We start from the raw sequence: 24,961 nt of genomic DNA on the forward strand, positions 1-24,961 counted from the left end.
TGTCGACGGGGCGGGGTCTGATCGGTGCAATCAAAGGGGTTCTGATAGGTGCCGACGCCGCCGCAATAGGCCAGAATAGAGGGCCCGGCGAGTGGCCGGGATCGTGGAGAGTCAGTTATGGCGTTTGATCAGGTGCGTCAGCGCCGTTTGTCCGACGATATTGTCGAGCAGCTTGAGGGGATGATCCTTGAGGGCACGTTGAAGTCGGGTGAGCGATTGCCAGCCGAGCGCGCACTGGCTGAACAGTTCGGTGTGTCGCGTCCGTCATTGCGCGAGGCGATCCAGAAGCTGGCGGCCAAGGGGCTGCTGGTCAGTCGCCAGGGCGGCGGCAATTATGTGGTGGAGACGCTGGGTTCAACCTTCAGCGATCCATTGTTGCATCTGCTGGAAAGCAACCCCGAAGCCCAGCGTGATCTGTTGGAATTTCGTCAGACGCTTGAAGCGTCTTGCGCTTATTACGCCGCCTTGCGTGCCACGGAAGTGGATCGCGAACGGCTGACTGCCGCCTTTGACGCCTTGCAGGATTGCTATGCACGGGATGATGAGGTGAGTCGCATTGAGGAAGGCGCGGCCGACGCCAGGTTTCACTTGGCTATCGCCGAAGCCAGCCATAACGCGGTATTGCTGCACACCATCCGGGGCTTGTTTGATTTGCTCAAGCGTAACGTGGTGACCAATATCGGCGGCATGTACCAGCAACGCACCGAAACCCGGGATATGCTGATCAACCAGCATCGGGATTTGTATCTGGCGATTATCGAGGGGCGGGCGGAACAGGCGCGCGAGGTCTCAACACGTCACCTGCTGTACGTGCAGGAAGTGTTGGAAGAGGTGCGTCAGGAAGTGCAGCGTATGGCTCGGGCAGAGCGGCGCAAGGGGATATAGCCTGCAATTGCGGCGCAGGGAGCAGGCTCCCTGGCCACATCGGCTCGCTTCAAGAGGCGGGGAAGATCAGTCTTCCTTGCCCTTGTTGCGTACGGCGCGCTGCAATTCCCGATTGGAGTCGCGTTCGCGCTCGGTATCACGCTTGTCGTATTCCTTCTTGCCCTTGCCCAGTGCGATCTCGCACTTGACCAGGTGCTTGCTCCAGTACCACGACAGGCAGACGCAGGCATAACCCTTCTGCTGGACCGCAGCAGCGAGCTTTTCCAGTTCGCGGGCATTGAGCAGCAGCTTGCGTGTGCGCACCGGGTCGGCAATAACGTGGGTACTGGCGGTCATCAACGGCGTGATATGACTGCCGAGCAGCCAGGCCTCGCCATCCTTGAGCAGCACGTAACTGTCGACCAGTTGCAACTTGCTGGCGCGCAGACTTTTTACTTCCCAGCCGGCCAGGACCAGACCAGCTTCGAACCGATGTTCGATGAAGTAATCGTGTCGCGCCTTTTTGTTCTGCGCGATGGTCCCTGTTGGGTGTTTCTTTTGTTTAGCCATAGGGGCGGCATTATAGGCAGTTGCGAGCGTGTCGGCTACGGTCAACCTGCGTGCTTGAGCGTGTTGGATGAATCCCGGACAATACCGCCAGTTTTCTGGTTTTTTTCTCTCGCGAATCGGGCAGTCTTTTCGCGATGTTTGCCGCTCAGCTTCGGAAATAACGCTCCCATGACGACGCATATTCAACGCTCGGCCCTGCTGCCTTACCCGGCGCAAGCGCTCTATGACCTGGTCAATGACGTGGCGAGCTACCCGGATTTCCTGCCCTGGTGCTCCTCATCCACGGTGCTGGAGAGCAGCGATGAGCATATGCGCGCGAGCCTGGAGGTATCCAAGGGCGGGCTTGGTCAGAAGTTTGTGACGAGTAATGTGCTGGTTCCCGGTCAGTCGATTGAGATGAATCTGGAAGAAGGGCCGTTCACTCAACTGCACGGCGTCTGGGTGTTCAAGCCGCTGGGAGAGAAGGCATGCAAGATCAGCCTGGACCTGACGTTTGATTACGCGGGCTCCATTGTGCGGGCGACCTTGGGGCCGCTGTTCAATCAGGCGGCGAATACCCTGGTGGATGCGTTTTGCCAGCGGGCCAAGCAACTGCATGGCTGAGTCGTTGATCGAAATTGAGGTGGTCTACGCTGCGGTAGACCGGCAACGGTTGTTGAGCCTGGCGGTTGCGCCGGGTACGAGCCTGAGGGCTGCGGTGCTGGCGTCGGGCATTGCGGCACAGTTTCCCGAGCTGGATATCGCCGCTTGCCCCTTGGGGATTTTCGGCAAGGTTGTGGCCGACGCTGAAACCCGTAATGTCCAGGTTGGCGATCGCATCGAGATTTATCGCCCCTTGCTGGCGGATCCCAAAGAGGTCAGGCGCTTGCGAGCAGCTAAAGCGGCTGAAGCCCGGCGGCAAAATCCATAACCTGTGAAATAGCAGGCAACAAAAAGCCCGGCATGCCGGGCTTTTTGTTGAGCGATACAAATTATTGCGGGGCTGTATCCAGAGGTTCTGGCGTTGGCACCGGAACGGTTTCCACGCTGTCGATGTCTTTCTGGATGGTATCCAGCAAGGAGCCAGGCTTGGCCGGCACCTCGGACTTGGGTTTTTCAGCATTCTGCGCTGGCGCAGTGACGCTGGTCCCGCTGTCCTTGCCCAACAGGGCTTCATCACGGCTTACGCCGGGCATGAAGTCGCCGGAAAGGCTGACCAGTTGGTCGTTGCCATTAAAGATGACACTGACGCGCTCCTGTTGGCGCTCTCCGCCTCCAGGCTGCAGGCTATAGAGATAATCCCAGCGATCGGCATGGAATGTGTCGGTCAGCAGGGGATTGCCCATAATAAACCGTACTTGCCGTCGGGTCATTCCCGGGCGTAACTGGTCTATCATGTCCTGCGTGACGACATTGCCCTGCTGGATGTCGATTTTGTAAACCCCGGGGAATGAACAACCGGCGAGTGCGAGCAGTCCCACAAGGGTGAAACTGGTTAGCAAGAGCTTGGTGTTTTGCATCGGTGGGCGACTTCCACTATCTTGGCTGGGACAACGTAAACGCCGATCATACCCGTATTAAGAGAAGCTGCGAAGCAGCATCCGCGAGAAAGCTAACCATGGTTGAAAATAGCGAACTACGCAAAGCCGGTCTTAAAGTGACTCTGCCACGAGTCAAGATTCTACAAATGCTCGATTCCGCCGAGCAGCGCCACATGAGTGCCGAGGATGTTTACAAGGCGCTGATGGAGTCTAACGAGGACGTCGGCCTGGCCACGGTTTACCGTGTACTGACCCAGTTCGAAGCCGCAGGGCTGGTGGTTCGTCATAATTTCGACGGCGGTCATGCGGTGTTTGAATTGGCTGACGGTGGTCATCACGATCACATGGTTGACCTGGATACCAATGAGGTTATTGAGTTCACCAGCCCGGCGATCGAAAAGCTTCAGCACGAAATCGCTGAGGAGCATGGATTCGATTTGGTTGACCACAATCTTGTGTTGTACATCCGTAAGAAAAAGTAAAAAAGCGCTGCAGATTCGCTCTGCGCAACGATCGAAGGCGACCCTAGGGTCGCCTTCATGCTATCTGCCGCCAGAGAAAATCCGATAAAAAAGGATTCAAACCTTCGCCGTTACCACCATTTTCTTCGCGTGGGCCAGGGACTCCTTGGTCAGGTCGATGCCGCCAAGCATGCGCGCGACTTCTTCCACCCGTTCGGTCTTGTTCAGCTTGGACACGGCGGTATGTGTCGCGTCGCTGCCCCGTACCTTGTGCACAAATAGATGTTGATGCCCTTGGGCTGCAACTTGGGGCAAGTGGGTAACGGTCAGCACTTGTCCGCGTTCACCCAGGCGGCGCAACAATTGGCCGACAATTTCAGCGGTCGGCCCGCCAATCCCCACGTCCACTTCGTCGAAGACCAGGGTCGGTACGCGCGAGGTCTGGGCGGTAATAACCTGGATTGCCAGGCTGATCCGTGACAGTTCACCGCCTGAGGCGACTTTGGCCAGAGCCTTCAGGGGTTGGCCCGGGTTGGCGCTTACCAGCAATTCGACCTGTTCCAGGCCGTTGGGCTGTAGTTCGTTGCCACTGTTGGCGTGCAACTCGATGGTAAAGCGTCCGCCCGGCATGCCCAGGCGTTGGATCTCCTGCTCAACGGCGCAGGCCAGTCCGGTCGCGGCCTGGTGCCGCAGGTCGCTCAGTTCCCGGGCCTTTTCCTGGTAATGACGGGCAAAGGAAGCCAGTTCATCGCCCAGGCGCTCGATGGATTCATCATTGGCATTCAGGGTTTCGATCTCGTCCAGCAGCTTTTGCTGCATGGCCGCCACTTCGGTCGGCTGGATCCGATGTTTGCGCGCCAGGGTATAAATAGTGTCGAGGCGCTCTTCGATCTCTTGCAGGCGGGCCGGGTCAGCATCGAAGTGGTCAAGGAAGCGGTTCAGTTCACCAACGGCCTCTTCGACCTGGATCTGCGCACTGGTCAGCAGGGTAGTGGCTTCATTCAGGGAGCCAGAGCCACTGTTTACGCTCGACAGGCGGTTAAGGCTTGCCGTCAGTGCGTTCAGTACATTGCCGGAGTCACTTTCGCTGCATTGCTCGACAACCTGGCGGCAGATGCCCAGCAGGGTTTCGGCATTGGTCAGGTTCTTGTGCTCCTGCTCCAGTTGTTCCAGCTCGGTTTCGCCCAGGCCCAGACTTTCCAGTTCTTCCAGCTGATAGCTGAGGAGTTGGTGGCGGGCGCGTTGCTCGTCGCCGGAATTGGATAGGCGCTCCAGTTCCAGGCGGGTCTGGCGCCAGCGTTGTGCGGCCAATTGCACCTGGCGGGCGAGGTCGGTGGCGCCGGCGTATTCATCCAGCAGTCGACGATGGGTATCGGTTTTCAGCAGGGATTGATGTTCGTGCTGGCTGTGGATGTCGATGAGCAGCTCACCGAGGGCTTTCAAGTCGCCGAGGGGGCAGGGCGTGCCATTGATGTAGCCCCGCGAGCGGCCTTCGGCGGTAATCACCCGGCGCAGAATGCACGGGCTATCGCTGTCAAGGTCGCGCTCGGCGAGCCAGGCGCTGGCTTCCGGAATATCTGCCAGGTCAAAGGTCGCCAGAATATCGGCCTTGTCTGCACCGGGGCGAACCACGCCGCTGTCGGCGCGATCACCCAGGGTCAGGCCCAGGGCGTCGAGCATGATCGACTTGCCGGCGCCGGTTTCGCCTGTGATTACGCTCATCCCGCGATCCAGTTCAAGATCCAGATGCTCAACGATGGCGTAGTTATGTACGGACAGGTGAACCAGCATAGTGGCCGCTCCCAGGCTTTAGGTCTGGTTATTTATACAGTGTTTTGTTTGGCGCTGACAATCCTGCGACTTAGCTCAATTTGCTTGGATAAAGGGTTTTTTTAGCTCTATGTGGAATGTGCGGGAAAGTGTGAGTCGGGGTATGTCCGCCCTTGAACCTGGAAATTGTGGCCCCATATACCGGAACAGAAGCGCGAGTTGAGTTCGCGCAGGATTTCGAAAGGAGAAAACTATGGCTGACGAACAGACGCTGGATACGCAAAACCCAGACGCCAACCAGGCCTCGCAGGCAGCGGGTGAAGACCTGGCGGCTCGTGTGCAAGTGCTCGAAGAGCAACTGGCAGGCGCTCAGGATCAGGCTTTGCGTGTTGCTGCCGATCTGCAGAACGTCCGCCGCCGCGCCGAGCAGGATGTAGAGAAAGCCCACAAGTTTGCGCTGGAGAAGTTTGCCGGTGATCTGTTGCCGATCATCGACAGCCTGGAGCGTGGCCTGGAGCTGTCCAGTCCGGACGACGAAAACATCCGTGCCATGCGCGAAGGGATCGAACTGACCCTGAAAATGTTCCAGGACACCCTGAAGCGTTATCAGCTGGAAGCAATCGATCCGCAAGGCGGCGAGCCGTTCAACGCGGAGCATCACCAGGCCATGGCCATGCAGGAAAATGCTGACCTTGAGCCTAATAGCGTGTTGAAGGTGTTCCAGAAGGGCTACCAGCTCAATGGTCGCCTGTTGCGCCCGGCGATGGTGGTGGTGAGCAAGGCTCCCGCACCGGTTTCGCCGTCGATTGACGAGCAGGCTTGAAATCGTTCGTAACGACCCCATTTATAAGTCAAGCGTTTAAGTGCTACCGCAGTTAGCCACCACTGCTGCGGCAACCAAATCCAAAGTTTCGGGAGAGTGAATCATGGGCAAAATTATCGGTATCGACCTGGGGACTACCAACTCCTGCGTCTCCGTGCTGGAAAACGGCGTATCCAAGGTTATTGAAAACGCAGAAGGCGCGCGTACCACTCCGTCCATCGTGGCTTACGCCAACGACGGCGAGATCCTGGTAGGCCAGTCCGCCAAGCGTCAGGCTGTGACCAATCCGCATAACACCTTGTACGCGGTGAAGCGTTTGATCGGTCGTAAGTTCGACGAAGAAGTCGTACAGAAAGACATCAAGATGGTGCCGTACAAAATCGCCAAGGCTGACAACGGTGACGCCTGGGTTGAAGTGAACGGCCAGAAAATGTCGCCACCGCAAATCTCGGCTGAAATCTTGAAAAAGATGAAGAAGACTGCCGAAGACTACCTCGGTGAAGCAGTGACTGAAGCGGTGATCACCGTTCCGGCCTACTTCAACGACAGCCAGCGCCAGGCGACCAAAGACGCCGGCCGCATCGCGGGCCTGGACGTAAAACGTATCATCAACGAACCTACCGCGGCCGCTCTGGCTTACGGCATGGACAAGGCCAAGGGCGACCACACCGTGATCGTTTATGACCTGGGTGGCGGTACTTTCGACGTTTCCGTGATCGAAATCGCTGAAGTCGATGGCGAGCACCAGTTCGAAGTGTTGGCGACCAACGGTGACACGTTCCTGGGCGGCGAAGACTTTGACATTCGTCTGATCGACTACCTCGTTGACGAATTCAAGAAAGAAAGCGGCATGAACCTCAAAGGTGACCCGCTGGCGATGCAGCGCCTGAAAGAAGCTGCTGAAAAAGCCAAGATCGAACTGTCTTCGAGCAATTCGACCGACGTGAACCTGCCGTACATCACTGCAGATGCCACCGGTCCTAAGCACTTGAACGTGAAGATCTCGCGCGCCAAGCTGGAATCGCTGGTTGAAGACCTGGTTCAGCGCACTATCGAACCTTGCCGCATCGCCCTGAAAGATTCGGGTATCGACGTTGGCTCGATCAACGACGTGATCCTGGTTGGCGGTCAGACCCGTATGCCGCTGGTACAGCAGAAGGTCACCGAGTTCTTCGGTAAAGAAGCGCGTAAAGACGTGAACCCGGACGAAGCCGTTGCCATGGGTGCTGCCATCCAGGGTGCGGTACTGGCCGGCGACGTGAAAGACGTGCTGCTGCTGGACGTCAGCCCGCTGACTCTGGGTATTGAAACCATGGGTGGCGTGATGACCGCGCTGATCGAGAAAAACACCACGATTCCTACCAAGAAATCGCAAGTGTTCTCGACTGCCGATGACAACCAGGGCGCCGTGACCATTCACGTGCTGCAAGGTGAGCGTAAGCAGGCTGCACAGAACAAGTCCCTGGGCAAGTTCGACCTGGCCGAGATTCCACCCGCTCCACGTGGCGTGCCACAAATTGAAGTGACCTTCGACATCGACGCCAACGGCATTCTGCACGTAGGCGCCAAGGACAAGGCTACTGGCAAGACTCAGTCGATCGTGATCAAGGCCAACTCCGGTCTGTCCGAGGAAGAAATTCAGCAGATGATCAACGATGCTGAAAAGAACGCCGAGGAAGATCGCAAGTTCGAAGAACTGGCCGCTGCCCGCAACCAGGGTGATGCACTGGTTCACTCGACTCGCAAAATGATCGCGGATGCTGGCGACAAAGTGACTGCTGAAGAGAAGACCGCAATCGAAGCCGCCGTGGTTGCCCTGGAAGCCGCTGTTAAAGGCGACGACAAGGCCACCATCGAGGCCAAGGTTGAGGAGCTGTCGAAAGTCTCCGCGCCGGTCGCTCAGAAGATGTACGCCGAGCAGGCTCCGCAAGGTGACGGTGCTGCGCAACAGGCAGAACCTGAAGCCAAGCACGACGACGTTGTCGATGCCGAGTTCGAAGAAGTAAAAGAAGACCAGAAGAAGTAACTTGGTCGCCCGGTTGACCGCTATCAAGCGGTGACTGGTAGGATGTCGCCGCGCGGGAGCTTGCTCCCGCGTTGGCGTGTCTGGGGTACGCGAATTTTTACAGCATGCGACAAGGTTCGGATGTTGGCGGTGTGATCGGGAATGCTCCTGCTTTGCGATCGACAGACACCGCGTTTTTGGCTGGGTCTCGGCTGAAAGCAGTAAAGACCAGGATCGTTGAATTTGACGTGAGTTGGGTCCGGGCCTGTATTGGGGCTCAACGAGTTTGGCAGGCTCAGGAGGGTTTTGCCGGACGTCCTTAAGAGTGCAAAGACTTATGGCAAAGCGTGACTATTACGAAGTATTGGGTGTGGAGCGCGGTTCCAGCGAGGCGGACCTGAAGAAGGCTTACCGTCGCCTGGCGATGAAGCACCACCCGGACCGTAATCCGGATAACAAAGAATCCGAAGAATTGTTTAAAGAGGCCAATGAGGCCTACGAATGCCTGTGTGATCCGAACAAGCGTGCAGCCTACGACCAGTATGGCCATGCCGGTGTCGATCCAAGCATGGGCGGCGGCGGGGCTGGCTTTGGCGGGCAGAACTTCTCCGATATCTTCGGCGATGTATTCAGCGACTTCTTCGGCGGCGGTCGTGGTGGTCAGCGTGGCGGTGCCCAGCGTGGCAGCGACTTGCGCTACACCCTGGAACTGAATCTGGAAGAGGCCGTACGCGGCACCAGCGTCAATATCCGCGTGCCGACGCTGGTCAATTGCAAGCCGTGTGACGGTTCGGGCGCCAAGAAAGGCTCCTCGCCGATCACCTGCCCGACCTGTGGCGGTATTGGCCAGGTGCGCATGCAGCAGGGTTTCTTCTCGGTGCAGCAAACCTGCCCGCGCTGCCATGGCCAGGGCAAGATCATTTCCGATCCGTGCGATTCCTGCCACGGCGAAGGGCGCGTCGAAGAGTACAAGACCCTGTCGGTGAAAGTGCCGGCGGGTGTTGATACTGGCGACCGTATCCGTTTGTCGGGCGAGGGCGAGGCCGGCGCGCAGGGTGGTCCGACGGGCGACCTGTACGTGGTGATCAATGTGCGCGAGCACGCGATCTTCCAGCGTGACGGCAAGCACCTGTTCTGCGAAGTGCCGATCAGTTTTGTCGATGCGGCCCTGGGTGGCGAGTTGGAGATTCCGACCCTCGAAGGGCGGGTCAAGCTGAAGATCCCCGAGGGTACTCAGACCGGCAAGCAGTTCCGGATCCGTGGCAAAGGTGTAGCGCCGGTGCGCGGCGGTGGTGCGGGCGACTTGGTGTGCCGTGTGGCTGTCGAGACGCCGGTCAACCTGGATCGTCGTCAGCGTGAGTTGCTCGAAGAGCTGCGCGGTTCGCTGGCCGGTGATGGCTCCCATTCGCCCAAGACCGCTGGCTGGTTCGAAGGCGTGAAGCGCTTCTTCGGCGACCTGTAAGGACGTGGATATGCGACGTATAGCAGTGATGGGCGCCGCCGGGCGTATGGGCAAGAATCTGGTGGAGGCGGTGCAGCAGCGCTCGCCCCTGTCGGGGCTGACTGCGGCGATCGTACGCCCCGGCAGTACGCTGATTGGCGCCGATGTTGGCGAGCTGGCCTCCCTGGGGCGGATCGGTGTGTCATTGTCCGGCAGCCTGGAGCAGGTGGCTGATGAGTTCGATGTATTGATCGACTTCACCCTGCCCGAAGTGATGCTGAAAAACCTGGCGTTCTGCCGCAAGGCGGGCAAAGCCATGGTTATCGGTACCACGGGCCTGAATGCCGAGCAAAAGCAATTGCTCGTCGCGGCAGGCAAGGACATTCCTATCGTGTTTGCCGCCAACTTCAGTGTGGGCGTCAACCTGTCGCTGAAGTTGCTCGACATGGCGGCAAGGGTGTTGGGTGATGACGCGGATATCGAGATCATCGAGGCGCATCACCGGCACAAGGTCGATGCGCCATCGGGCACTGCCATGCGCATGGGCGAAGTGATTGCCGATGCCTTGGGGCGTGATCTGTCGAAGGTCGCGGTGTATGGTCGCGAAGGTCATACCGGGGCGCGCGAGCGTGAAACCATTGGCTTTGCCACTGTGCGCGGTGGTGATGTGGTGGGTGACCATACGGTGCTGTTTGCTGCCGAAGGTGAACGCCTGGAGATTACCCATAAGGCTTCCAGTCGCATGACCTTCGCCAAGGGCGCGGTGCGTGCCGCATTGTGGCTGGAGGGTCGCGAAGCGGGTCTCTACGACATGCAAGACGTGCTGGATCTGCGTTAATCAGTAGCAAAAACGGGCCCGGAGGATTACTCTAGGGCCCCGTTTTTACCCGCTAAGCGACGTCCTGTCGCATTCTCCTGCCTTTTCGGCTCATTAGCGGTGGACCCAAAAAGCCTTTTTCTGTAAGCTACAGCTTTAGTGTGTCCACTAAAAGCGCGCAGAATAATTCAGTGAAGAAGCGGGGTGACGTGTCCATACGTCACTCCGCTTTTTTGCAACCTGCGATCGCCCTTTCAGGCTTTATTTACGGGAGGTCTTCTTGACTAAGCCAGCCATACTCGCCCTTGCTGATGGCAGCATTTTTCGCGGCGAAGCCATTGGAGCCGACGGTCAGACCGTTGGAGAGGTGGTGTTCAACACCGCCATGACCGGCTATCAGGAAATCCTTACCGATCCTTCCTACGCCCAACAGATCGTTACCCTGACTTATCCGCATATCGGCAACACCGGTACTACATCGGAAGACGTCGAGTCTGATCGTGTCTGGTCGGCCGGTCTGGTGATTCGTGACCTGCCACTGGTTGCGAGCAACTGGCGTAACACGATGTCGCTGTCCGATTACCTGAAAGCCAACAATGTTGTGGCGATCGCCGGTATCGATACGCGCCGCCTGACACGCATCTTGCGTGAAAAAGGCTCGCAGAACGGCTGCATCATGGCCGGTGACAATATTTCCGAAGAGGCGGCAATTGCTGCAGCGCAGGGCTTCCCTGGCCTCAAAGGCATGGACCTGGCGAAAGTCGTCAGCACCAAAGAGAAGTACGAGTGGCGCTCCACTGTCTGGGACTTGAAGACCGACAGTCACGCGACCATCGAAGCGGCTGAGCTGCCGTATCACGTCGTGGCCTACGACTACGGCATCAAGTACAACATTCTGCGCATGCTGGTCGAGCGCGGTTGCCGTGTGACCGTGGTCCCGGCCCAGACCCCGGCCAGCGATGTGCTGGCCCTGCAACCGGATGGCGTGTTCCTGTCCAACGGCCCGGGTGACCCTGAGCCATGCGACTACGCGATCAAGGCCATCAAGGAAGTGCTGGACACCGAGATCCCGGTATTCGGTATCTGCCTCGGCCACCAGCTGTTGGCCCTGGCCTCCGGCGCCAAGACCCTGAAAATGGGCCACGGCCATCACGGTGCCAACCACCCGGTACAAGACCTGGACACCGGTGTCGTGATGATCACCAGCCAGAACCACGGTTTTGCGGTGGATGAAGCCACCTTGCCGGCCAACGTGCGTGCCATTCACAAGTCGCTGTTCGACGGTTCCCTGCAGGGTATCGAGCGCACCGACAAGAGCGCGTTCAGCTTCCAGGGCCACCCTGAAGCGAGCCCGGGCCCGAACGACGTAGCGCCGCTGTTCGACCGTTTCATCAATGAGATGGCCAAGCGACGCTGACTGAGTGGCTTGCGGGCGGCCCCGACTCTCGGTGGCCCCCGCAGGCTCTTCAAAGATTGTTCAAGACGGCTTGCCGACTGACCTGCGGATTTGAGTGACAAACCCATGCCAAAACGTACAGACATAAAAAGCATCCTGATTCTCGGCGCTGGCCCGATCGTGATCGGCCAGGCCTGCGAATTCGACTACTCCGGCGCCCAGGCCTGCAAGGCCCTGCGCGAAGAGGGTTACCGCGTCATCCTGGTGAACTCCAACCCGGCCACCATCATGACCGACCCGGACATGGCCGACGCCACCTACATCGAACCGATCAAGTGGCAGACCGTTGCCAAGATCATCGAGAAAGAGCGTCCGGACGCACTGCTGCCGACCATGGGTGGCCAGACTGCACTGAACTGCGCCCTGGACCTGGAGCGCGAAGGCGTCCTGGAAAAGTTCGGCGTAGAGATGATCGGCGCCAATGCCGACACCATCGACAAGGCTGAAGACCGTTCGCGTTTCGACAAGGCCATGAAGTCTATCGGTCTTGATTGCCCGCGCTCGGGTATCGCCCACAGCATGGAAGAGGCCAACGCGGTTCTCGAAAAGCTCGGCTTCCCGTGCATTATCCGGCCGTCCTTCACCATGGGCGGCACCGGCGGCGGTATCGCTTACAACCGTGAAGAGTTCGAAGAAATCTGCGCCCGCGGCCTGGATCTGTCGCCGACCAAAGAGCTGCTGATCGACGAATCTCTGATCGGCTGGAAAGAGTACGAGATGGAAGTTGTCCGCGATAAAAAGGACAACTGCATCATCGTCTGCTCGATCGAAAACTTCGACCCGATGGGTGTGCATACCGGTGACTCGATCACCGTTGCTCCTGCGCAAACCCTGACGGACAAGGAATACCAGATCATGCGTAACGCCTCGTTGGCGGTACTGCGTGAGATCGGCGTTGAAACCGGTGGTTCCAACGTTCAGTTCGGTATTTGCCCGAACACAGGCCGTATGGTCGTGATCGAGATGAACCCGCGTGTGTCGCGTTCTTCGGCGCTGGCATCAAAAGCTACCGGGTTCCCGATTGCGCGCATCGCTGCCAAGCTGGCGATCGGTTACACCTTGGACGAGCTGCAAAACGAAATCACTGGCGGCGCTACGCCGGCGTCCTTTGAGCCGTCGATCGACTACGTAGTTACTAAGCTGCCACGCTTCGCTTTCGAGAAGTTCCCGAAAGCCGACGCCCGCCTGACCACTCAGATGAAGTCGGTCGGTGAAGTCATGGCCATTGGCCGGACATTCCAGGAGTCCCTGCAGAAAGCCCTGCGTGGCCTGGAAGTGGGCGTTTGCGGCCTGGATGAGAAGCTCGACCTGAGCAATCCGGAAAGCATGAGCATCCTCAAGCGCGAGCTGACCGTGCCGGGCGCCGAGCGTATCTGGTATGTGGCTGACGCCTTCCGCGCGGGCATGACCGTCGAAGACATCTTCGGCATGAACATGATTGATCCGTGGTTCCTGGTGCAGATCGAAGATCTGATCAAGGAAGAAGAGAAGGTCAAGACCCTGGGTCTTTCCTCTATCGACCGCGACCTGATGTTCCGTCTCAAGCGCAAAGGCTTCTCCGACCAGCGTCTGGCCAAACTGCTGGGCGTGACCGAGAAAAACCTGCGCACCCACCGCCACAAACTGGACATCTTCCCGGTCTACAAGCGTGTTGACACGTGCGCCGCAGAGTTCGCCACCGACACCGCGTACCTGTACTCCACCTACGAGGAAGAGTGCGAAGCCGCGCCGTCGGGCCGCGACAAGATCATCATCCTGGGCGGCGGTCCAAACCGTATCGGTCAGGGCATCGAGTTCGACTACTGCTGCGTACACGCCGCCCTCGCCCTGCGCGAAGACGGGTACGAGACCATCATGGTCAACTGCAACCCGGAAACTGTTTCCACTGACTACGACACTTCCGACCGCCTGTACTTCGAGCCGGTAACGCTGGAAGACGTGCTGGAAATCTGTCGCGTCGAGAAGCCAAAAGGCGTGATCGTGCAGTATGGCGGGCAAACTCCGCTGAAACTGGCGCGTGCCCTGGAAGCGGCTGGCGTGCCGATCATCGGTACCAGCCCTGACGCCATCGACCGTGCCGAAGACCGTGAGCGCTTCCAGCAAATGGTCGAACGCCTGAACCTGCGCCAGCCGCCAAACGCGACCGTGCGCAGCGAAGACGAAGCCATCCGTGCAGCCAGCAAGATCGGCTACCCGTTGGTGGTGCGTCCGTCCTACGTGCTGGGCGGCCGGGCGATGGAAATCGTCTACGAAGAAGAAGAACTCAAGCGTTACCTGCGTGATGCGGTGAAAGTGTCCAACGACAGCCCGGTGCTGCTGGACCACTTCCTCAACTGCGCCATCGAGATGGACGTGGATGCGGTCTGCGACGGTACCGACGTGGTGATCGGCGCGATCATGCAGCACATCGAGCAGGCGGGTGTTCACTCCGGTGACTCCGCGTGCTCCCTGCCGCCGTACTCGCTGCCGCTGCACATCCAGGACGAGATGCGCGAGCAGGTCAAGAAAATGGCCCTGGAGCTGGGCGTGGTCGGTCTGATGAACGTACAGTTGGCGCTGCAAGGCGAAGACATCTACGTCATTGAAGTCAACCCGCGTGCTTCGCGTACCGTGCCGTTTGTTTCCAAGTGCATCGGTGTGTCCCTGGCGATGATTGCCGCCCGTGTCATGGCCGGTAAGACCTTGAAGGAAATCGGCTTCACCAAGGAAATCATTCCGAACTTCTACAGCGTGAAAGAGGCGGTATTCCCATTCGCCAAATTCCCTGGTGTGGACCCGATCCTGGGCCCAGAGATGAAGTCCACCGGTGAAGTGATGGGCGTGGGCGATACCTTCGGCGAAGCATTCGCCAAGGCCCAGATGGGCGCCAGCGAAGTGCTGCCGACCGGCGGTACTGCGTTTATCAGCGTGCGTGATGATGACAAGCCGCTGGTTGCAGGCGTGGCCCGTGATCTGATCAACTTGGGCTTCGAAGTCGTGGCCACCGCCGGGACCGCCAAGCTGATTGAAGCCGCTGGCCTGAAAGTGCGTCGCGTGAACAAGGTAACGGAAGGTCGTCCGCACGTGGTCGATATGATCAAGAATGACGAAGTCACCCTGATCATCAACACCACCGAAGGTCGCCAGTCGATCGCGGATTCCTACTCCATTCGTCGTAACGCCTTGCAGCACAAGATCTACTGCACCACCACCATTGCTGCTGGCGAAGCCATCTGTGAAGCGCTCAAGTTCGGTCCGGAAAAGACCGTGCGTCGCTTGCAGGATCTACACGCAGGATTGAAGGCATGATCAAATACCCAATGACTGTCCAGGGCGCCAAGGCCCTGGAAGAGGAGCACGCCCATCTGACCAAGGTCGTACGTCCAAAGCTGAGTCAGGACATCGGTACGGCCCGTGAGCTGGGCGACTTGAAGGAAAACGCCGAATACCATGCTGCCCGTGAGCAGCAGGGCATGGTCGAGGCGCGGATCCGTGATATCGAAGGGCGCATGCAGAATGCGGTCATCATTGATGTCACGACTATTCCCAAGACCGGCAAGGTGATTTTCGGCACGACTGTAGAAATCGCCAACGTCGAGACGGATGAAAGCGTGACTTACCACATCGTGGGTGAGGACGAGGCTGACTTCAAACTCGGCAAGATCTCCGTCGGTTCGCCCCTGGCCCGCGCCTTGATTGCCAAGGAAGAGGGTGATGTGGTGGCCGTCAAGACGCCCGGTGGCGTGATCGAGTACGAGATTGTCGAAGTTCGTCACATCTGAAAAACGGCGCCCGCTTCGAGCGGGCGCCATGCTTTGGCAGTTGGCCCAGATGCTTTGGGTTGGCGGGCTATGGCTGTTGCATCTTGGTGTATTGCCGGTGCTGGGCATGATTGGCCTGGCGCCGTTGCTGATCGATGAGATCGGCGGATTATTGAGTGCGCTGCTGGTGGGATTTGCGGCAGCGTGCGTGATTCTCCAGGCATTGGTGCTGGTCAAGGCCGAGGGCTTGGGGAGCTTGTGGCGGGATATGCGCGGGCAACTGCTGTTGATGGCGCTGTATGCGTGCGCAATGTATTGCGTGGTGCGCATATTGCTGCCGGAAGCGTTGCGCTGGCAGCTGTTCAGCTATCTTGTGCTAGGGTTTTCTGGCTTGGTGCTGGTGGTACAGCCTGCGCCGGGATGGAGTGGCAGGGCGCGCGAAGCGCGCCCGTGACCCTTGCATCATTTGAAGCGATGAACGTTCGACAGTTGCTTGTTGGCGCTGAAATTCTTGCGATACAGCAGCGCCATCTTGCCGATGACCTGAACCAGGTCCGCTTTGCCCACCTTGCACAGTTCTGCAATGGCGGCCAGGCGCGCTTCGCGATCAAGGATATTGACCTTGATCTTGATCAGCTCGTGATCGCCTAATGCGCGTTCAAGTTCGGCTAACACACCTTCAGTCAAACCGTTGTCGGCCACAATCAAAACTGGTTTCAGATGGTGGCCAATGGATTTGTACTGTTTCTTCTGCTCTTGAGTGAGCGGCATAATCTGACCCCTGCGTCTGATCTTGTAAAAAGCGGCGGCCAGTTTACCCGAGCGAGTCCGGGACCGCCCAGTTAATCACGACCCGTTTTATTTTCGAGGTGGCCCGTGGCCCGTTCCAAAACTAGCCTTAACTGGCTTAAAGAGCATTTCAACGATCCTTACGTCAAAAAGGCGCAAAAGGATGGCTACCGTTCCCGGGCCAGCTACAAGCTGCTGGAGATCCAGGAAAAGGACCGGTTGATCCGTCCCGGCATGAGCGTAATTGATCTCGGCGCAGCCCCCGGTGGCTGGTCCCAGGTGACCAGTCGTCTGATTGGTGGGCAAGGCCGTTTGATCGCTTCCGATATCCTGGAAATGGATAGCATCCCTGATGTGACCTTCGTGCATGGCGACTTTACCCGTGATGATGTACTGGCACAGATCCTCGAGGCTGTCGGAAATTCGCAGGTAGACCTTGTGATTTCGGATATGGCCCCCAATATGAGTGGATTACCAGCCGTGGATATGCCACGCGCCATGTTCCTGTGCGAATTGGCACTGGATCTGGCAGGAAGGGTTCTGCGTCCGGGTGGTGATTTTCTGGTCAAGGTCTTCCTTGGGGAAGGTTTTGACGAGTACCACAAGAACATGCGCAAGCTGTTCGACAAGGTGCAGACCCGCAAGCCTGACTCCTCGAGGGACAGGTCTCGCGAGCAGTATTTGCTGGGCCGCGGCTATCGCGGTGTCGAAGGCGCTGCCAGTGATGAGCGTCTTTAAAGGTTTTAAGGGAGTCGATAGGTTTTTTTATATCGCTTTCGTCACGAAGCTTTACGAATATTGTGTAGTCAAAGTTTCACAAAGGGTTACAGACGGCGCCTGCCAGAGTTGTAGGTAATGTAGTAAGTTAGGCCAGTGAATATCATGCGAAGCGCGCGCCAGTAGCGGAGCTTGCTTCAGAGGGTAGTTAATTGAACGATATGGCAAAGAATCTGATCCTGTGGTTGATCATCGCGGCTGTCCTGGTGACGGTGATGAACAACTTCTCCAGCCCTAACGAGCCGCAGACCCTCAACTATTCCGACTTCATCCAGCAAGTTAAGGATGGCAAGGTCGAGCGCGTAGCGGTTGATGGCTACGTGATCACTGGCAAGCGCAACGATGGCGACAGCTTCAAGACCATCCGTCCGGCGATCCAGGACAATGGTCTGATCGGCGACCTGGTGGACAACAAGGTGGTCGTTGAGGGCAAGCAGCCTGAGCAGCAGAGCATCTGGACCCAGCTCCTAGTGGCCAGCTTCCCGATCCTGGTGATTATCGCCGTGTTCATGTTCTTCATGCGCCAGATGCAAGGCGGCGCAGGGGGCAAGGGCGGACCGATGAGCTTCGGCAAGAGCAAGGCCCGCCTGCTTTCCGAAGACCAGGTAAAAACCACCCTGGCTGACGTTGCCGGTTGCGACGAAGCCAAGGAAGAAGTTGGCGAGTTGGTCGAGTTCCTGCGCGATCCGGGCAAGTTTCAGCGCCTGGGTGGCCGTATTCCTCGCGGTGTACTGATGGTCGGTCCTCCGGGTACCGGTAAAACCCTGCTCGCCAAGGCGATTGCCGGCGAAGCCAAGGTGCCGTTCTTCACCATTTCCGGTTCCGACTTCGTCGAGATGTTCGTCGGTGTGGGCGCCAGCCGTGTGCGTGACATGTTCGAGCAGGCCAAGAAGCACGCGCCATGCATCATCTTCATCGACGAAATCGACGCTGTCGGTCGCCATCGTGGTGCGGGCATGGGCGGTGGTCATGACGAGCGTGAGCAGACCCTCAACCAGTTGCTGGTCGAGATGGACGGCTTTGAAATGAATGACGGCATCATCGTGATTGCCGCCACCAACCGTCCTGACGTACTTGACCCGGCGCTGCTGCGTCCGGGCCGTTTCGACCGTCAGGTTGTGGTTGGCTTGCCAGATATCCGTGGCCGCGAGCAGATTCTCAAGGTCCACATGCGCAAAGTGCCAATGGGCGACGACGTCGCTCCAGGCGTGATTGCCCGCGGTACCCCTGGTTTCTCCGGTGCCGACCTGGCCAACCTGGTGAACGAGGCCTCGCTGTTCGCTGCCCGTACCGGCAAGCGCATTGTCGAGATGAAAGAATTCGAGCTGGCCAAAGACAAGATCATGATGGGTGCCGAGCGCAAATCCATGGTCATGTCCGAGAAAGAGAAGCAGAACACCGCTTATCACGAGGCTGGTCACGCCATTGTCGGTCGCGTTGTGCCTGAGCACGACCCGGTCTACAAAGTGTCGATCATTCCTCGCGGCCGGGCACTGGGTGTCACCATGTTCCTGCCGGAAGAGGATCGTTACAGCCTCTCCAAGCGCGCTCTGATCAGTCAGATCTGCTCGCTGTACGGCGGTCGTATCGCTGAAGAGATGACCTTGGGCTTTGACGGTGTGACCACCGGCGCTTCCAACGACATCATGCGTGCCAGCCAGATTGCCCGGAATATGGTTACCAAGTGGGGCCTGTCCGAAAAACTCGGCCCGCTGATGTATGCCGAGGAAGAAGGCGAAGTGTTCCTGGGTCGTGGTGGTGGCGGTCAAAGTGCCAGCTTCTCCGGCGAGACTGCCAAGCTGATCGACTCTGAAGTGCGCAGCATCATTGACCAGTGCTACGGCACGGCCAAGCAGATCCTCACCGATAACCGTGACAAGCTCGACGCCATGGCAGATGCCCTGATGAAGTACGAGACCATTGATGCCGAGCAGATCGACGACATCATGGCTGGTCGTACGCCTCGCGAGCCTCGTGATTGGGAAGGTGGTTCGGGTACTTCAGGCACACCGCCAGTGGTACAGAACGAACGCCCGGAAAACCCAATCGGCGGCCCGGCTGCCGACCTTTAAGGCTTGAAATGACTTCTGTGTTGTCCTCCACCCGGTTGCCTTGCGGCAGCCGGGTTCTTGATTTGGCCCATACGCATGTTATGGGCATTCTCAATGTAACCCCTGATTCCTTTTCCGATGGTGGTCGCTTCAGCCAGCTGGATGCGGCGTTGCGCCATGCAGCGGCAATGGTAGCTGCGGGTGCGACCATTATTGATGTGGGGGGCGAATCAACCCGGCCTGGCGCGCGTGCTGTTTCCCCTGTGGAGGAAATGGAGCGTGTTGCGCCGATTGTCGAGCGTATTCACCGCGAACTGGATGTCATTATTTCGGTAGACACCTCGACCCCGGCGGTCATGCGCGAAACCGCGCGGCTCGGGGCCGGACTGATCAATGACGTGCGCTCGCTGCAGCGCGACGGCGCGCTGGATGCGGCGGCGGCCACCGGGTTGCCTGTCTGTCTGATGCATATGCTCGGCGAGCCCGGGACGATGCAGGACGCGCCGCACTATGATCACCTGGTCGAAGAAGTGACGGAATTTCTTGGCGATCGCATTGCCCAATGCGCCGCTGTGGGAATTGCCCCTGAGCGGATCATTCTCGATCCCGGGTTTGGTTTTGCCAAAACCCTGCAGCACAACCTGAGCCTGTTCAAACATATGGAATCGCTGCATGCCCTTGGTCGCCCCCTGTTGGTTGGGGTGTCGCGCAAGAGCATGATAGGCATGGCCTTGAATCGCCCTGTGGGTGAGCGTCTGTACGGCGGCCTGGCCCTGGCGGCGTTTGCCGTGGCCAAGGGCGCGCGTATTCTGCGGGTGCACGATGTGGCCGAGACAGTTGACGTTGTACGGATGATCGAAGCAGTAGAATCAGCCGAATAAGAATGATGGAGCACTTATGACAAAGAAATATTTTGGCACCGACGGTATTCGTGGTCGGGTCGGCGAATTCCCGATCACTCCGGACTTTATGCTCAAGCTGGGCTGGGCGGCCGGGATGGCCTTCCGCAGCATGGGGGCATGCCGCATCCTGGTGGGTAAGGACACGCGGATTTCTGGCTATATGTTCGAGTCTGCGCTGGAGGCGGGCCTGTCTGCCGCCGGGGCAGATGTGATGCTGCTGGGGCCGATGCCTACGCCTGCGATCGCTTACCTGACGCGTACCTTTCACGCTGAAGCCGGTATTGTGATCAGTGCCTCGCACAATCCCCATGATGACAATGGCATCAAATTCTTCTCGGGCCAGGGCACCAAGCTGCCGGACGCGATCGAGCACATGATTGAAGAGTTGCTGGATGCGCCGATGACCGTCGTCGAATCGAGCAAGCTGGGCAAGGTTTCACGGATTAACGATGCGTCTGGCCGTTATATCGAGTTTTGCAAAAGCAGCGTGCCTACCAGCACCAATTTTGCCGGGCTCAAGGTGGTCATCGACTGTGCCCATGGTGCAACCTACAAGGTTGCTCCCAGTGTATTCAAGGAGTTGGGTGCCGAGGTTACAGTGCTGTCGGCCCAGCCCAACGGCCTGAACATCAACGATAACTGTGGTTCGACCCATATGGGTCAATTGCAGGCAGCAGTATTGGCCGAGCACGCGGACCTGGGTATTGCCTTCGATGGCGACGGCGACCGCGTGTTGATGGTCGATCATACCGGCGCCATCGTCGACGGTGACGACCTGCTGTTCATCATTGCCCGCGACCTGCATGAGCGTAACAAGCTGCAAGGTGGTGTGGTCGGTACCCTGATGAGTAATCTGGGGCTGGAGCTGGCCCTGGCAGACCTGGGGATCCCGTTCGTGCGGGCCAATGTGGGCGACCGCTACGTGATTGCCGAGCTGCTGGAACGCAACTGGCTGGTAGGTGGCGAGAATTCGGGGCATGTCGTGTGCTTCCAGCACACCACGACCGGGGATGCGATCATTGCGGCGCTGCAGGTGCTGTTGGCTCTGCGTCGGCGTGACGAAAGCCTGGCCCTGGCGCGCCAGGCGCTGCGCAAGTGCCCGCAGGTGCTGCTCAATGTGCGCTTTTCGGGCGGCGAAAACCCTATCGAGCACCCGGCGATCAAGGAAGCCTGTGAGCGCGTAACCGTCGCTATGGCGGGGCGTGGTCGGGTCTTGTTGCGCAAGTCTGGGACCGAGCCTTTGGTGCGTGTGATGGTCGAAGGCGATGATGAAACACAGGTTCGCGGCTACGCCGAAGAGCTGGCAAAACTGGTAACTGAAGTTTGCGCCTGAATTCGGCTTGCCAGTGTTGATGTGGTTGGGTAACATCTGCGCCCACTTTGACCGACGAGGTACAGCATGCGTCGCACTATGGTAGCTGGTAACTGGAAGATGCACGGTACCCGCGCCAGTGTCGCTGAGCTGGTCAATGGCCTTCGTCACCTGGCCCTGCCGAGCGGTGTTGATATCGCGGTATTCCCGCCTTGCTTGCATATCAACCAAGTGGTTGATGGCTTGAAAGGCAAGTCGATCCAGGTCGGCGCGCAGAATTCTGCGGTGGAAGCCATGCAGGGTGCGTTGACCGGTGAGATTGCACCGAGTCAGCTGGTGGATGCGGGTTGTTCCTATGTGCTTGTTGGGCACTCCGAGCGCCGTCAGATGATGGGCGAACGTGATGGGATACTCAATCGCAAGTTCGCAGCAGCACAGGCTTGTGGCCTGATTCCGGTGTTGTGCATAGGGGAGACCCTTGAGCAGCGTGAATCGGGCAAGACTCTTGAAGTTGTCTCGCGTCAGCTGGGCAGCATCATCGAGGAGTTGGGTGTTGGTGCGTTTGCAAAGGCAGTGATTGCTTACGAGCCGGTCTGGGCCATTGGCACCGGGCTGACTGCTACACCGCAACAGGCGCAGGATGTGCACGCAGCCATTCGCGCGCAGTTGGCGGCAGAGAATTCTGAGGTCGCACAAGGTGTGCGGCTTCTATACGGCGGCAGCGTGAAGGCGGCCAATGCGGTCGAACTGTTCGGCATGCCGGATATCGATGGGGGGCTCATTGGTGGAGCTTCCCTGAATGCAGATGAGTTCGGTGCGATTTGTCGCGCCGCGGGAAACTGAGAAAATGCTGGAAACAGTCGTAGTCGTTTTTCATCTGTTGGGTGCACTGGGCGTTGTTGCCCTGGTATTGCTGCAACAGGGTAAAGGTGCGGACGCTGGTGCGTCTTTCGGGGCAGGTGCTTCAAATACTGTGTTCGGAAGCCAAGGTTCCTCTACCTTTCTTAGTAAGTTTACTGCTATACTTGCCGCCGGTTTCTTCATAACCAGCCTGGGGTTAGGTTACTTTGCTAAAGAGAAAGCTCATGTGCTGACTCAAGCAGGTTTGCCAGATCCAGCAGTGTTGGAAGTTCCAAAAGCAAAACCGGCTTCTGATGATGTCCCGGTGCTTCAAGAGCAAAAGTCGGCTACTCCAGCGACTGACGTGCCTCCAGCTCAAGAGCAGAAGTAAGAAGGTTGTAAACGCTGTATTGCCGAGGTGGTGGAATTGGTAGACACGCAACCTTGAGGTGGTTGTGCCCATAGGGTGTAGGGGTTCGAGTCCCCTTCTCGGTACCAATTATCAGGAGAGCCCGCTGTTGCGGGCTTTCTTGTAGGTGGAAGGTTACATTGACCCTGTAAAGGATCGGTCGTATACTTCCGCCCCAGCTTTGTCGCGGGGTGGAGCAGTCTGGTAGCTCGTCGGGCTCATAACCCGAAGGTCGTCGGTTCAAATCCGGCCCCCGCAACCAGTTTTAGCGGAGCCCCTTTTAAGGGGCTTTTTGTTAGCTGGACACTTTCAACGCCGCTGTTCGACGGCGTTTCAAGGATGGGCGTTTCGCCCATTTTTTTATTTTGCACAGCATGCACATACATGCACGAGGGGGTTCAGGTGTCGAGCAAGCTAGAAGAGTTGCAGGCCTTGCTGGCCCCGGTGGTCGTGGCCCTAGGCTATGAATGCTGGGGTATTGAGTTTTCGGCTCAAGGTCGCCACTCAATGTTGCGCGTTTATATCGATAAAGAGGGCGGTGTGCTGGTGGACGATTGTGCCATCGTCAGCCGTCAGATCAGCGGTGTCCTGGATGTTGAAGATCCGATCGCCGTTGAATACACCCTCGAAGTTTCCTCGCCAGGCATGGAACGCCCACTGTTCACTATTGAGCAGTTTGCTAAATATGTCGGTGAACAAGTGAAGATCAAGCTGCGATCCCCTTTCGAAGGGCGACGCAACTTTCAGGGCCTTCTGCGCGGTGTAGAAGAACAGGATGTAGTGGTGCAGGTAGAAGACCACGAGTTCCTGTTGCCGATCGATATGATCGACAAGGCCAACATTATTCCCAGTTTTGACTGAGACGTGCCAGAAACTGCGGATCCCGCGGATCCAATGGCTTGCGAAAGGCGAGGCGTACGATGAGCAAAGAAGTACTGCTGGTTGTTGAGTCGGTATCCAATGAAAAGGGCGTACCGGCTAACGTGATTTTTGAAGCGCTGGAGTTGGCCCTGGCCACTGCTACCAAAAAGCGTTTTGAAGACGAAGTTGATCTGCGTGTGGAAATCAATCGCCACACCGGAGCTTATGAGACTTTCCGTCGCTGGACAGTCGTTGAAGAAGCCGATCTTGATGATCCGGCCATCGAAACCTGGCCAAGCAAGGTTGCGCAAACGCATCCGGGCGCCCAGGTGGGTGACGTCGTCGAGGAAAAGATCGAGTCCATCGAGTTCGGCCGCATCGCTGCACAGACTGCCAAGCAAGTCATTGTGCAAAAGGTCCGTGAAGCCGAGCGCGCTCAAGTCGTTGACGCCTATCGCGAGCGCCTGGGGGAAATCATCTCCGGCACCGTGAAGAAAGTGACCCGCGACAACGTGATCGTCGATCTGGGTAACAATGCTGAAGCGTTGCTGGCCCGTGAAGACATCATTTCCCGCGAAACCTTCCGTGTCGGCGTGCGTTTGCGTGCGCTGCTCAAGGAAATCCGCACTGAGAACCGTGGCCCTCAACTGATCCTGTCGCGTACCGCGCCGGAAATGTTGATCGAGCTGTTCCGTATCGAAGTGCCGGAAATTGCCGAAGGCCTGATCGAAGTCATGGCTGCGTCCCGCGACCCGGGTTCGCGCGCCAAGATCGCGGTCCGCTCCAAGGACAAACGCATCGACCCGCAGGGTGCTTGCATTGGTATGCGCGGTTCGCGCGTCCAGGCAGTGTCGGGCGAATTGGGCGGTGAGCGTGTGGATATCGTGCTGTGGGACGATAACCCGGCGCAGTTCGTGATCAACGCCATGTCCCCGGCTGAAGTCGCGGCAATTATTGTTGACGAGGATGCCCATGCAATGGACATCGCCGTTGGCGCAGACAATCTGGCCCAGGCCATCGGTCGCGGTGGTCAGAACGTGCGTCTGGCCAGCCAGTTGACTGGCTGGACCCTGAACGTCATGACCGAATCGGACATCCAGGCTAAGCAGCAAGCAGAAACCGGCGACATCCTGCGCAACTTCATCGACGAGCTGGAAGTCGACGAAGATCTGGCACAGGTGCTGGTAGATGAAGGCTTTACCAGCCTGGAAGAGATTGCCTACGTACCGGTGGAGGAAATGCTCAACATCGACGGCTTTGACGAAGACACCGTCAACGAGCTTCGCGCTCGGGCCAAGGATCGCTTGTTGACTAAAGCCATCGCTACTGAGGAAAAGCTGGCAGACGCCCATCCGGCCGAAGACCTGCTCTCGCTTGAGGGTATGGACAAGGATTTGGCGATGGAACTGGCGGTGCGCGGCGTAATTACCCGCGAAGACCTGGCCGAGCAGTCTATTGACGACCTGCTCGACATCGACGGCATTGACGATGATCGTGCCGGCAAGTTGATCATGGCCGCCCGAGCCCATTGGTTCGAGTAATTAGGCGCGGCC

24 protein-coding genes and 2 tRNA genes are annotated in these 24,961 nt (G+C 58.1%); 22 read left to right on the forward strand and 4 right to left on the reverse strand.

The features are described from left to right. Window positions 1-117: 117 nt before the first annotated feature. Window positions 118-885, forward strand: a complete 768-nt coding sequence (locus JFT44_RS18145) for an FCD domain-containing protein (protein ID WP_057440180.1) — start codon at window positions 118-120, stop codon at window positions 883-885. Window positions 886-951: 66 nt separating this feature from the next. Here JFT44_RS18145 and smpB read toward each other — a convergent pair whose 3' ends face one another. Further along, complete coding sequence (gene smpB, locus JFT44_RS18150) at window positions 952-1,434, reverse strand: SsrA-binding protein SmpB (RefSeq protein ID WP_029299012.1); 483 nt, start codon at window positions 1,432-1,434, stop codon at window positions 952-954. Between the two features lie 168 nt (window positions 1,435-1,602). On the opposite strand from smpB, the gene JFT44_RS18155 reads away from it, so the two are divergent. Both JFT44_RS18155 and JFT44_RS18160 read left to right on the forward strand, forming a co-directional pair. Further along, window positions 1,603-2,037 (forward strand): type II toxin-antitoxin system RatA family toxin, encoded by a 435-nt coding sequence (locus JFT44_RS18155; RefSeq protein ID WP_057440179.1) that lies wholly within the window; start codon window positions 1,603-1,605, stop codon window positions 2,035-2,037. Further along, window positions 2,030-2,344 carry an RnfH family protein gene (locus tag JFT44_RS18160; protein WP_057440178.1) on the forward strand — a complete coding sequence of 105 codons (315 nt, stop codon included), beginning with the start codon at window positions 2,030-2,032 and terminating at the stop codon, window positions 2,342-2,344. Before JFT44_RS18155 ends, JFT44_RS18160 begins: the two co-directional genes overlap by 8 nt. Before the next feature lie 61 nt (window positions 2,345-2,405). Here JFT44_RS18160 and JFT44_RS18165 read toward each other — a convergent pair whose 3' ends face one another. After that, window positions 2,406-2,933 carry an outer membrane protein assembly factor BamE gene (locus tag JFT44_RS18165; protein ID WP_057960664.1) on the reverse strand — a complete coding sequence of 176 codons (528 nt, stop codon included), beginning with the start codon at window positions 2,931-2,933 and terminating at the stop codon, window positions 2,406-2,408. Between the two features lie 98 nt (window positions 2,934-3,031). Between JFT44_RS18165 and fur the strand changes: the two genes are divergently transcribed. After that, window positions 3,032-3,436: a ferric iron uptake transcriptional regulator gene (gene fur, locus JFT44_RS18170; RefSeq protein WP_010562662.1), complete on the forward strand. Its 405-nt coding sequence runs from the start codon at window positions 3,032-3,034 to the stop codon at window positions 3,434-3,436. A 96-nt stretch (window positions 3,437-3,532) separates the two neighbouring features. On the opposite strand, the gene recN is transcribed toward fur, so the two are convergent. Then, window positions 3,533-5,206, reverse strand: a complete 1,674-nt coding sequence (gene recN / locus JFT44_RS18175; protein ID WP_128593140.1) for a DNA repair protein RecN — start codon at window positions 5,204-5,206, stop codon at window positions 3,533-3,535. 232 nt (window positions 5,207-5,438) lie between these two features. Between recN and grpE the strand changes: the two genes are divergently transcribed. From grpE to JFT44_RS18215, 8 genes are all read left to right on the forward strand, one after another. Next, window positions 5,439-6,008 (forward strand): nucleotide exchange factor GrpE, encoded by a 570-nt coding sequence (gene grpE, locus JFT44_RS18180; RefSeq protein ID WP_038445951.1) that lies wholly within the window; start codon window positions 5,439-5,441, stop codon window positions 6,006-6,008. Window positions 6,009-6,111: 103 nt separating this feature from the next. Beyond that, the gene (gene dnaK / locus JFT44_RS18185) at window positions 6,112-8,034 is read left to right on the forward strand and encodes a molecular chaperone DnaK (protein WP_057960662.1); all 1,923 of its coding nucleotides are present in this window, start codon (window positions 6,112-6,114) and stop codon (window positions 8,032-8,034) included. Between the two features lie 316 nt (window positions 8,035-8,350). Further along, complete coding sequence (gene dnaJ / locus JFT44_RS18190; protein WP_198831002.1) at window positions 8,351-9,475, forward strand: molecular chaperone DnaJ; 1,125 nt, start codon at window positions 8,351-8,353, stop codon at window positions 9,473-9,475. 10 nt (window positions 9,476-9,485) lie between these two features. Further along, window positions 9,486-10,292 carry a 4-hydroxy-tetrahydrodipicolinate reductase gene (gene dapB / locus JFT44_RS18195; RefSeq protein WP_057440174.1) on the forward strand — a complete coding sequence of 269 codons (807 nt, stop codon included), beginning with the start codon at window positions 9,486-9,488 and terminating at the stop codon, window positions 10,290-10,292. A 259-nt stretch (window positions 10,293-10,551) separates the two neighbouring features. Beyond that, on the forward strand, window positions 10,552-11,688 hold the full coding sequence (gene carA / locus JFT44_RS18200; RefSeq protein ID WP_198831003.1) for a glutamine-hydrolyzing carbamoyl-phosphate synthase small subunit: 1,137 nt from the start codon (window positions 10,552-10,554) through the stop codon (window positions 11,686-11,688). A 105-nt stretch (window positions 11,689-11,793) separates the two neighbouring features. Continuing rightward, the gene (gene carB / locus JFT44_RS18205; RefSeq protein WP_057960660.1) at window positions 11,794-15,015 is read left to right on the forward strand and encodes a carbamoyl-phosphate synthase large subunit; all 3,222 of its coding nucleotides are present in this window, start codon (window positions 11,794-11,796) and stop codon (window positions 15,013-15,015) included. After that, entirely contained in the window at window positions 15,012-15,488 is a 477-nt protein-coding gene (gene greA / locus JFT44_RS18210; protein ID WP_032862903.1) for a transcription elongation factor GreA, read from the forward strand. The genes carB and greA overlap by 4 nt, the downstream gene beginning before the upstream one ends. Window positions 15,489-15,516: 28 nt before the next feature. Continuing rightward, window positions 15,517-15,921, forward strand: coding sequence for a hypothetical protein (locus tag JFT44_RS18215; RefSeq protein WP_057444151.1), 405 nt, complete (start codon window positions 15,517-15,519; stop codon window positions 15,919-15,921). 8 nt (window positions 15,922-15,929) lie between these two features. Here the strand turns inward: JFT44_RS18215 and JFT44_RS18220 are convergent, their stop codons facing one another. Then, on the reverse strand, window positions 15,930-16,238 hold the full coding sequence (locus tag JFT44_RS18220; RefSeq protein WP_029298992.1) for a YhbY family RNA-binding protein: 309 nt from the start codon (window positions 16,236-16,238) through the stop codon (window positions 15,930-15,932). Window positions 16,239-16,343: 105 nt separating this feature from the next. Between JFT44_RS18220 and rlmE the strand changes: the two genes are divergently transcribed. From rlmE to nusA, 10 genes are all read left to right on the forward strand, one after another. Further along, window positions 16,344-16,994: a 23S rRNA (uridine(2552)-2'-O)-methyltransferase RlmE gene (rlmE, locus tag JFT44_RS18225; protein WP_038445965.1), complete on the forward strand. Its 651-nt coding sequence runs from the start codon at window positions 16,344-16,346 to the stop codon at window positions 16,992-16,994. A 200-nt stretch (window positions 16,995-17,194) separates the two neighbouring features. Beyond that, window positions 17,195-19,105: an ATP-dependent zinc metalloprotease FtsH gene (ftsH, locus tag JFT44_RS18230; RefSeq protein WP_029298988.1), complete on the forward strand. Its 1,911-nt coding sequence runs from the start codon at window positions 17,195-17,197 to the stop codon at window positions 19,103-19,105. An 8-nt stretch (window positions 19,106-19,113) separates the two neighbouring features. Next, entirely contained in the window at window positions 19,114-19,965 is an 852-nt protein-coding gene (folP, locus tag JFT44_RS18235) for a dihydropteroate synthase (RefSeq protein ID WP_198831004.1), read from the forward strand. A gap of 16 nt (window positions 19,966-19,981) precedes the next feature. After that, window positions 19,982-21,319, forward strand: coding sequence for a phosphoglucosamine mutase (gene glmM / locus JFT44_RS18240; protein WP_057440170.1), 1,338 nt, complete (start codon window positions 19,982-19,984; stop codon window positions 21,317-21,319). Between the two features lie 66 nt (window positions 21,320-21,385). Further along, window positions 21,386-22,141 carry a triose-phosphate isomerase gene (gene tpiA / locus JFT44_RS18245; protein WP_057960657.1) on the forward strand — a complete coding sequence of 252 codons (756 nt, stop codon included), beginning with the start codon at window positions 21,386-21,388 and terminating at the stop codon, window positions 22,139-22,141. Window positions 22,142-22,145: 4 nt separating this feature from the next. Beyond that, entirely contained in the window at window positions 22,146-22,529 is a 384-nt protein-coding gene (gene secG / locus JFT44_RS18250) for a preprotein translocase subunit SecG (RefSeq protein ID WP_029298979.1), read from the forward strand. Between the two features lie 21 nt (window positions 22,530-22,550). Further along, window positions 22,551-22,636, forward strand: a tRNA-Leu gene (locus tag JFT44_RS18255). A 96-nt stretch (window positions 22,637-22,732) separates the two neighbouring features. Continuing rightward, window positions 22,733-22,809: transfer RNA gene (locus JFT44_RS18260), tRNA-Met, on the forward strand. A 140-nt stretch (window positions 22,810-22,949) separates the two neighbouring features. Continuing rightward, entirely contained in the window at window positions 22,950-23,408 is a 459-nt protein-coding gene (gene rimP / locus JFT44_RS18265) for a ribosome maturation factor RimP (RefSeq protein ID WP_032862957.1), read from the forward strand. Between the two features lie 59 nt (window positions 23,409-23,467). Continuing rightward, window positions 23,468-24,949 carry a transcription termination factor NusA gene (gene nusA, locus JFT44_RS18270; protein ID WP_038445977.1) on the forward strand — a complete coding sequence of 494 codons (1,482 nt, stop codon included), beginning with the start codon at window positions 23,468-23,470 and terminating at the stop codon, window positions 24,947-24,949. Window positions 24,950-24,961: the final 12 nt, after the last annotated feature.

Origin of the sequence: Pseudomonas sp. MF5691 (assembly GCF_016405645.1) — a bacterium.
GTDB classification, from domain to species: Bacteria; Pseudomonadota; Gammaproteobacteria; order Pseudomonadales; family Pseudomonadaceae; genus Aquipseudomonas; species Aquipseudomonas shahriarae.

Bases quoted from the DNA above. Each gene is read 5' to 3' on its own strand.
- dnaJ (WP_198831002.1), top strand. From the start codon at position 8,351: ATGGCAAAGCGTGACTATTACGAAGTATTGGGTGTGGAGCGCGGTTCC.
- greA (WP_032862903.1), top strand. From the start codon at position 15,012: ATGATCAAATACCCAATGACTGTCCAGGGCGCCAAGGCCCTGGAAGAG.
- secG (WP_029298979.1), top strand. From the start codon at position 22,146: ATGCTGGAAACAGTCGTAGTCGTTTTTCATCTGTTGGGTGCACTGGGC.
- JFT44_RS18155 (WP_057440179.1), top strand. From the start codon at position 1,603: ATGACGACGCATATTCAACGCTCGGCCCTGCTGCCTTACCCGGCGCAA.
- fur (WP_010562662.1), top strand. From the start codon at position 3,032: ATGGTTGAAAATAGCGAACTACGCAAAGCCGGTCTTAAAGTGACTCTG.
- nusA (WP_038445977.1), top strand. From the start codon at position 23,468: ATGAGCAAAGAAGTACTGCTGGTTGTTGAGTCGGTATCCAATGAAAAG.
- grpE (WP_038445951.1), top strand. From the start codon at position 5,439: ATGGCTGACGAACAGACGCTGGATACGCAAAACCCAGACGCCAACCAG.
- glmM (WP_057440170.1), top strand. From the start codon at position 19,982: ATGACAAAGAAATATTTTGGCACCGACGGTATTCGTGGTCGGGTCGGC.
- dnaK (WP_057960662.1), top strand. From the start codon at position 6,112: ATGGGCAAAATTATCGGTATCGACCTGGGGACTACCAACTCCTGCGTC.
- tpiA (WP_057960657.1), top strand. From the start codon at position 21,386: ATGCGTCGCACTATGGTAGCTGGTAACTGGAAGATGCACGGTACCCGC.
- folP (WP_198831004.1), top strand. From the start codon at position 19,114: ATGACTTCTGTGTTGTCCTCCACCCGGTTGCCTTGCGGCAGCCGGGTT.
- smpB (WP_029299012.1), bottom strand. From the start codon at position 1,434: ATGGCTAAACAAAAGAAACACCCAACAGGGACCATCGCGCAGAACAAA.
- JFT44_RS18160 (WP_057440178.1), top strand. From the start codon at position 2,030: ATGGCTGAGTCGTTGATCGAAATTGAGGTGGTCTACGCTGCGGTAGAC.
- carB (WP_057960660.1), top strand. From the start codon at position 11,794: ATGCCAAAACGTACAGACATAAAAAGCATCCTGATTCTCGGCGCTGGC.
- JFT44_RS18215 (WP_057444151.1), top strand. From the start codon at position 15,517: ATGCTTTGGCAGTTGGCCCAGATGCTTTGGGTTGGCGGGCTATGGCTG.
- JFT44_RS18165 (WP_057960664.1), bottom strand. From the start codon at position 2,933: ATGCAAAACACCAAGCTCTTGCTAACCAGTTTCACCCTTGTGGGACTG.
- recN (WP_128593140.1), bottom strand. From the start codon at position 5,206: ATGCTGGTTCACCTGTCCGTACATAACTACGCCATCGTTGAGCATCTG.
- dapB (WP_057440174.1), top strand. From the start codon at position 9,486: ATGCGACGTATAGCAGTGATGGGCGCCGCCGGGCGTATGGGCAAGAAT.
- JFT44_RS18145 (WP_057440180.1), top strand. From the start codon at position 118: ATGGCGTTTGATCAGGTGCGTCAGCGCCGTTTGTCCGACGATATTGTC.
- JFT44_RS18220 (WP_029298992.1), bottom strand. From the start codon at position 16,238: ATGCCGCTCACTCAAGAGCAGAAGAAACAGTACAAATCCATTGGCCAC.
- ftsH (WP_029298988.1), top strand. From the start codon at position 17,195: ATGGCAAAGAATCTGATCCTGTGGTTGATCATCGCGGCTGTCCTGGTG.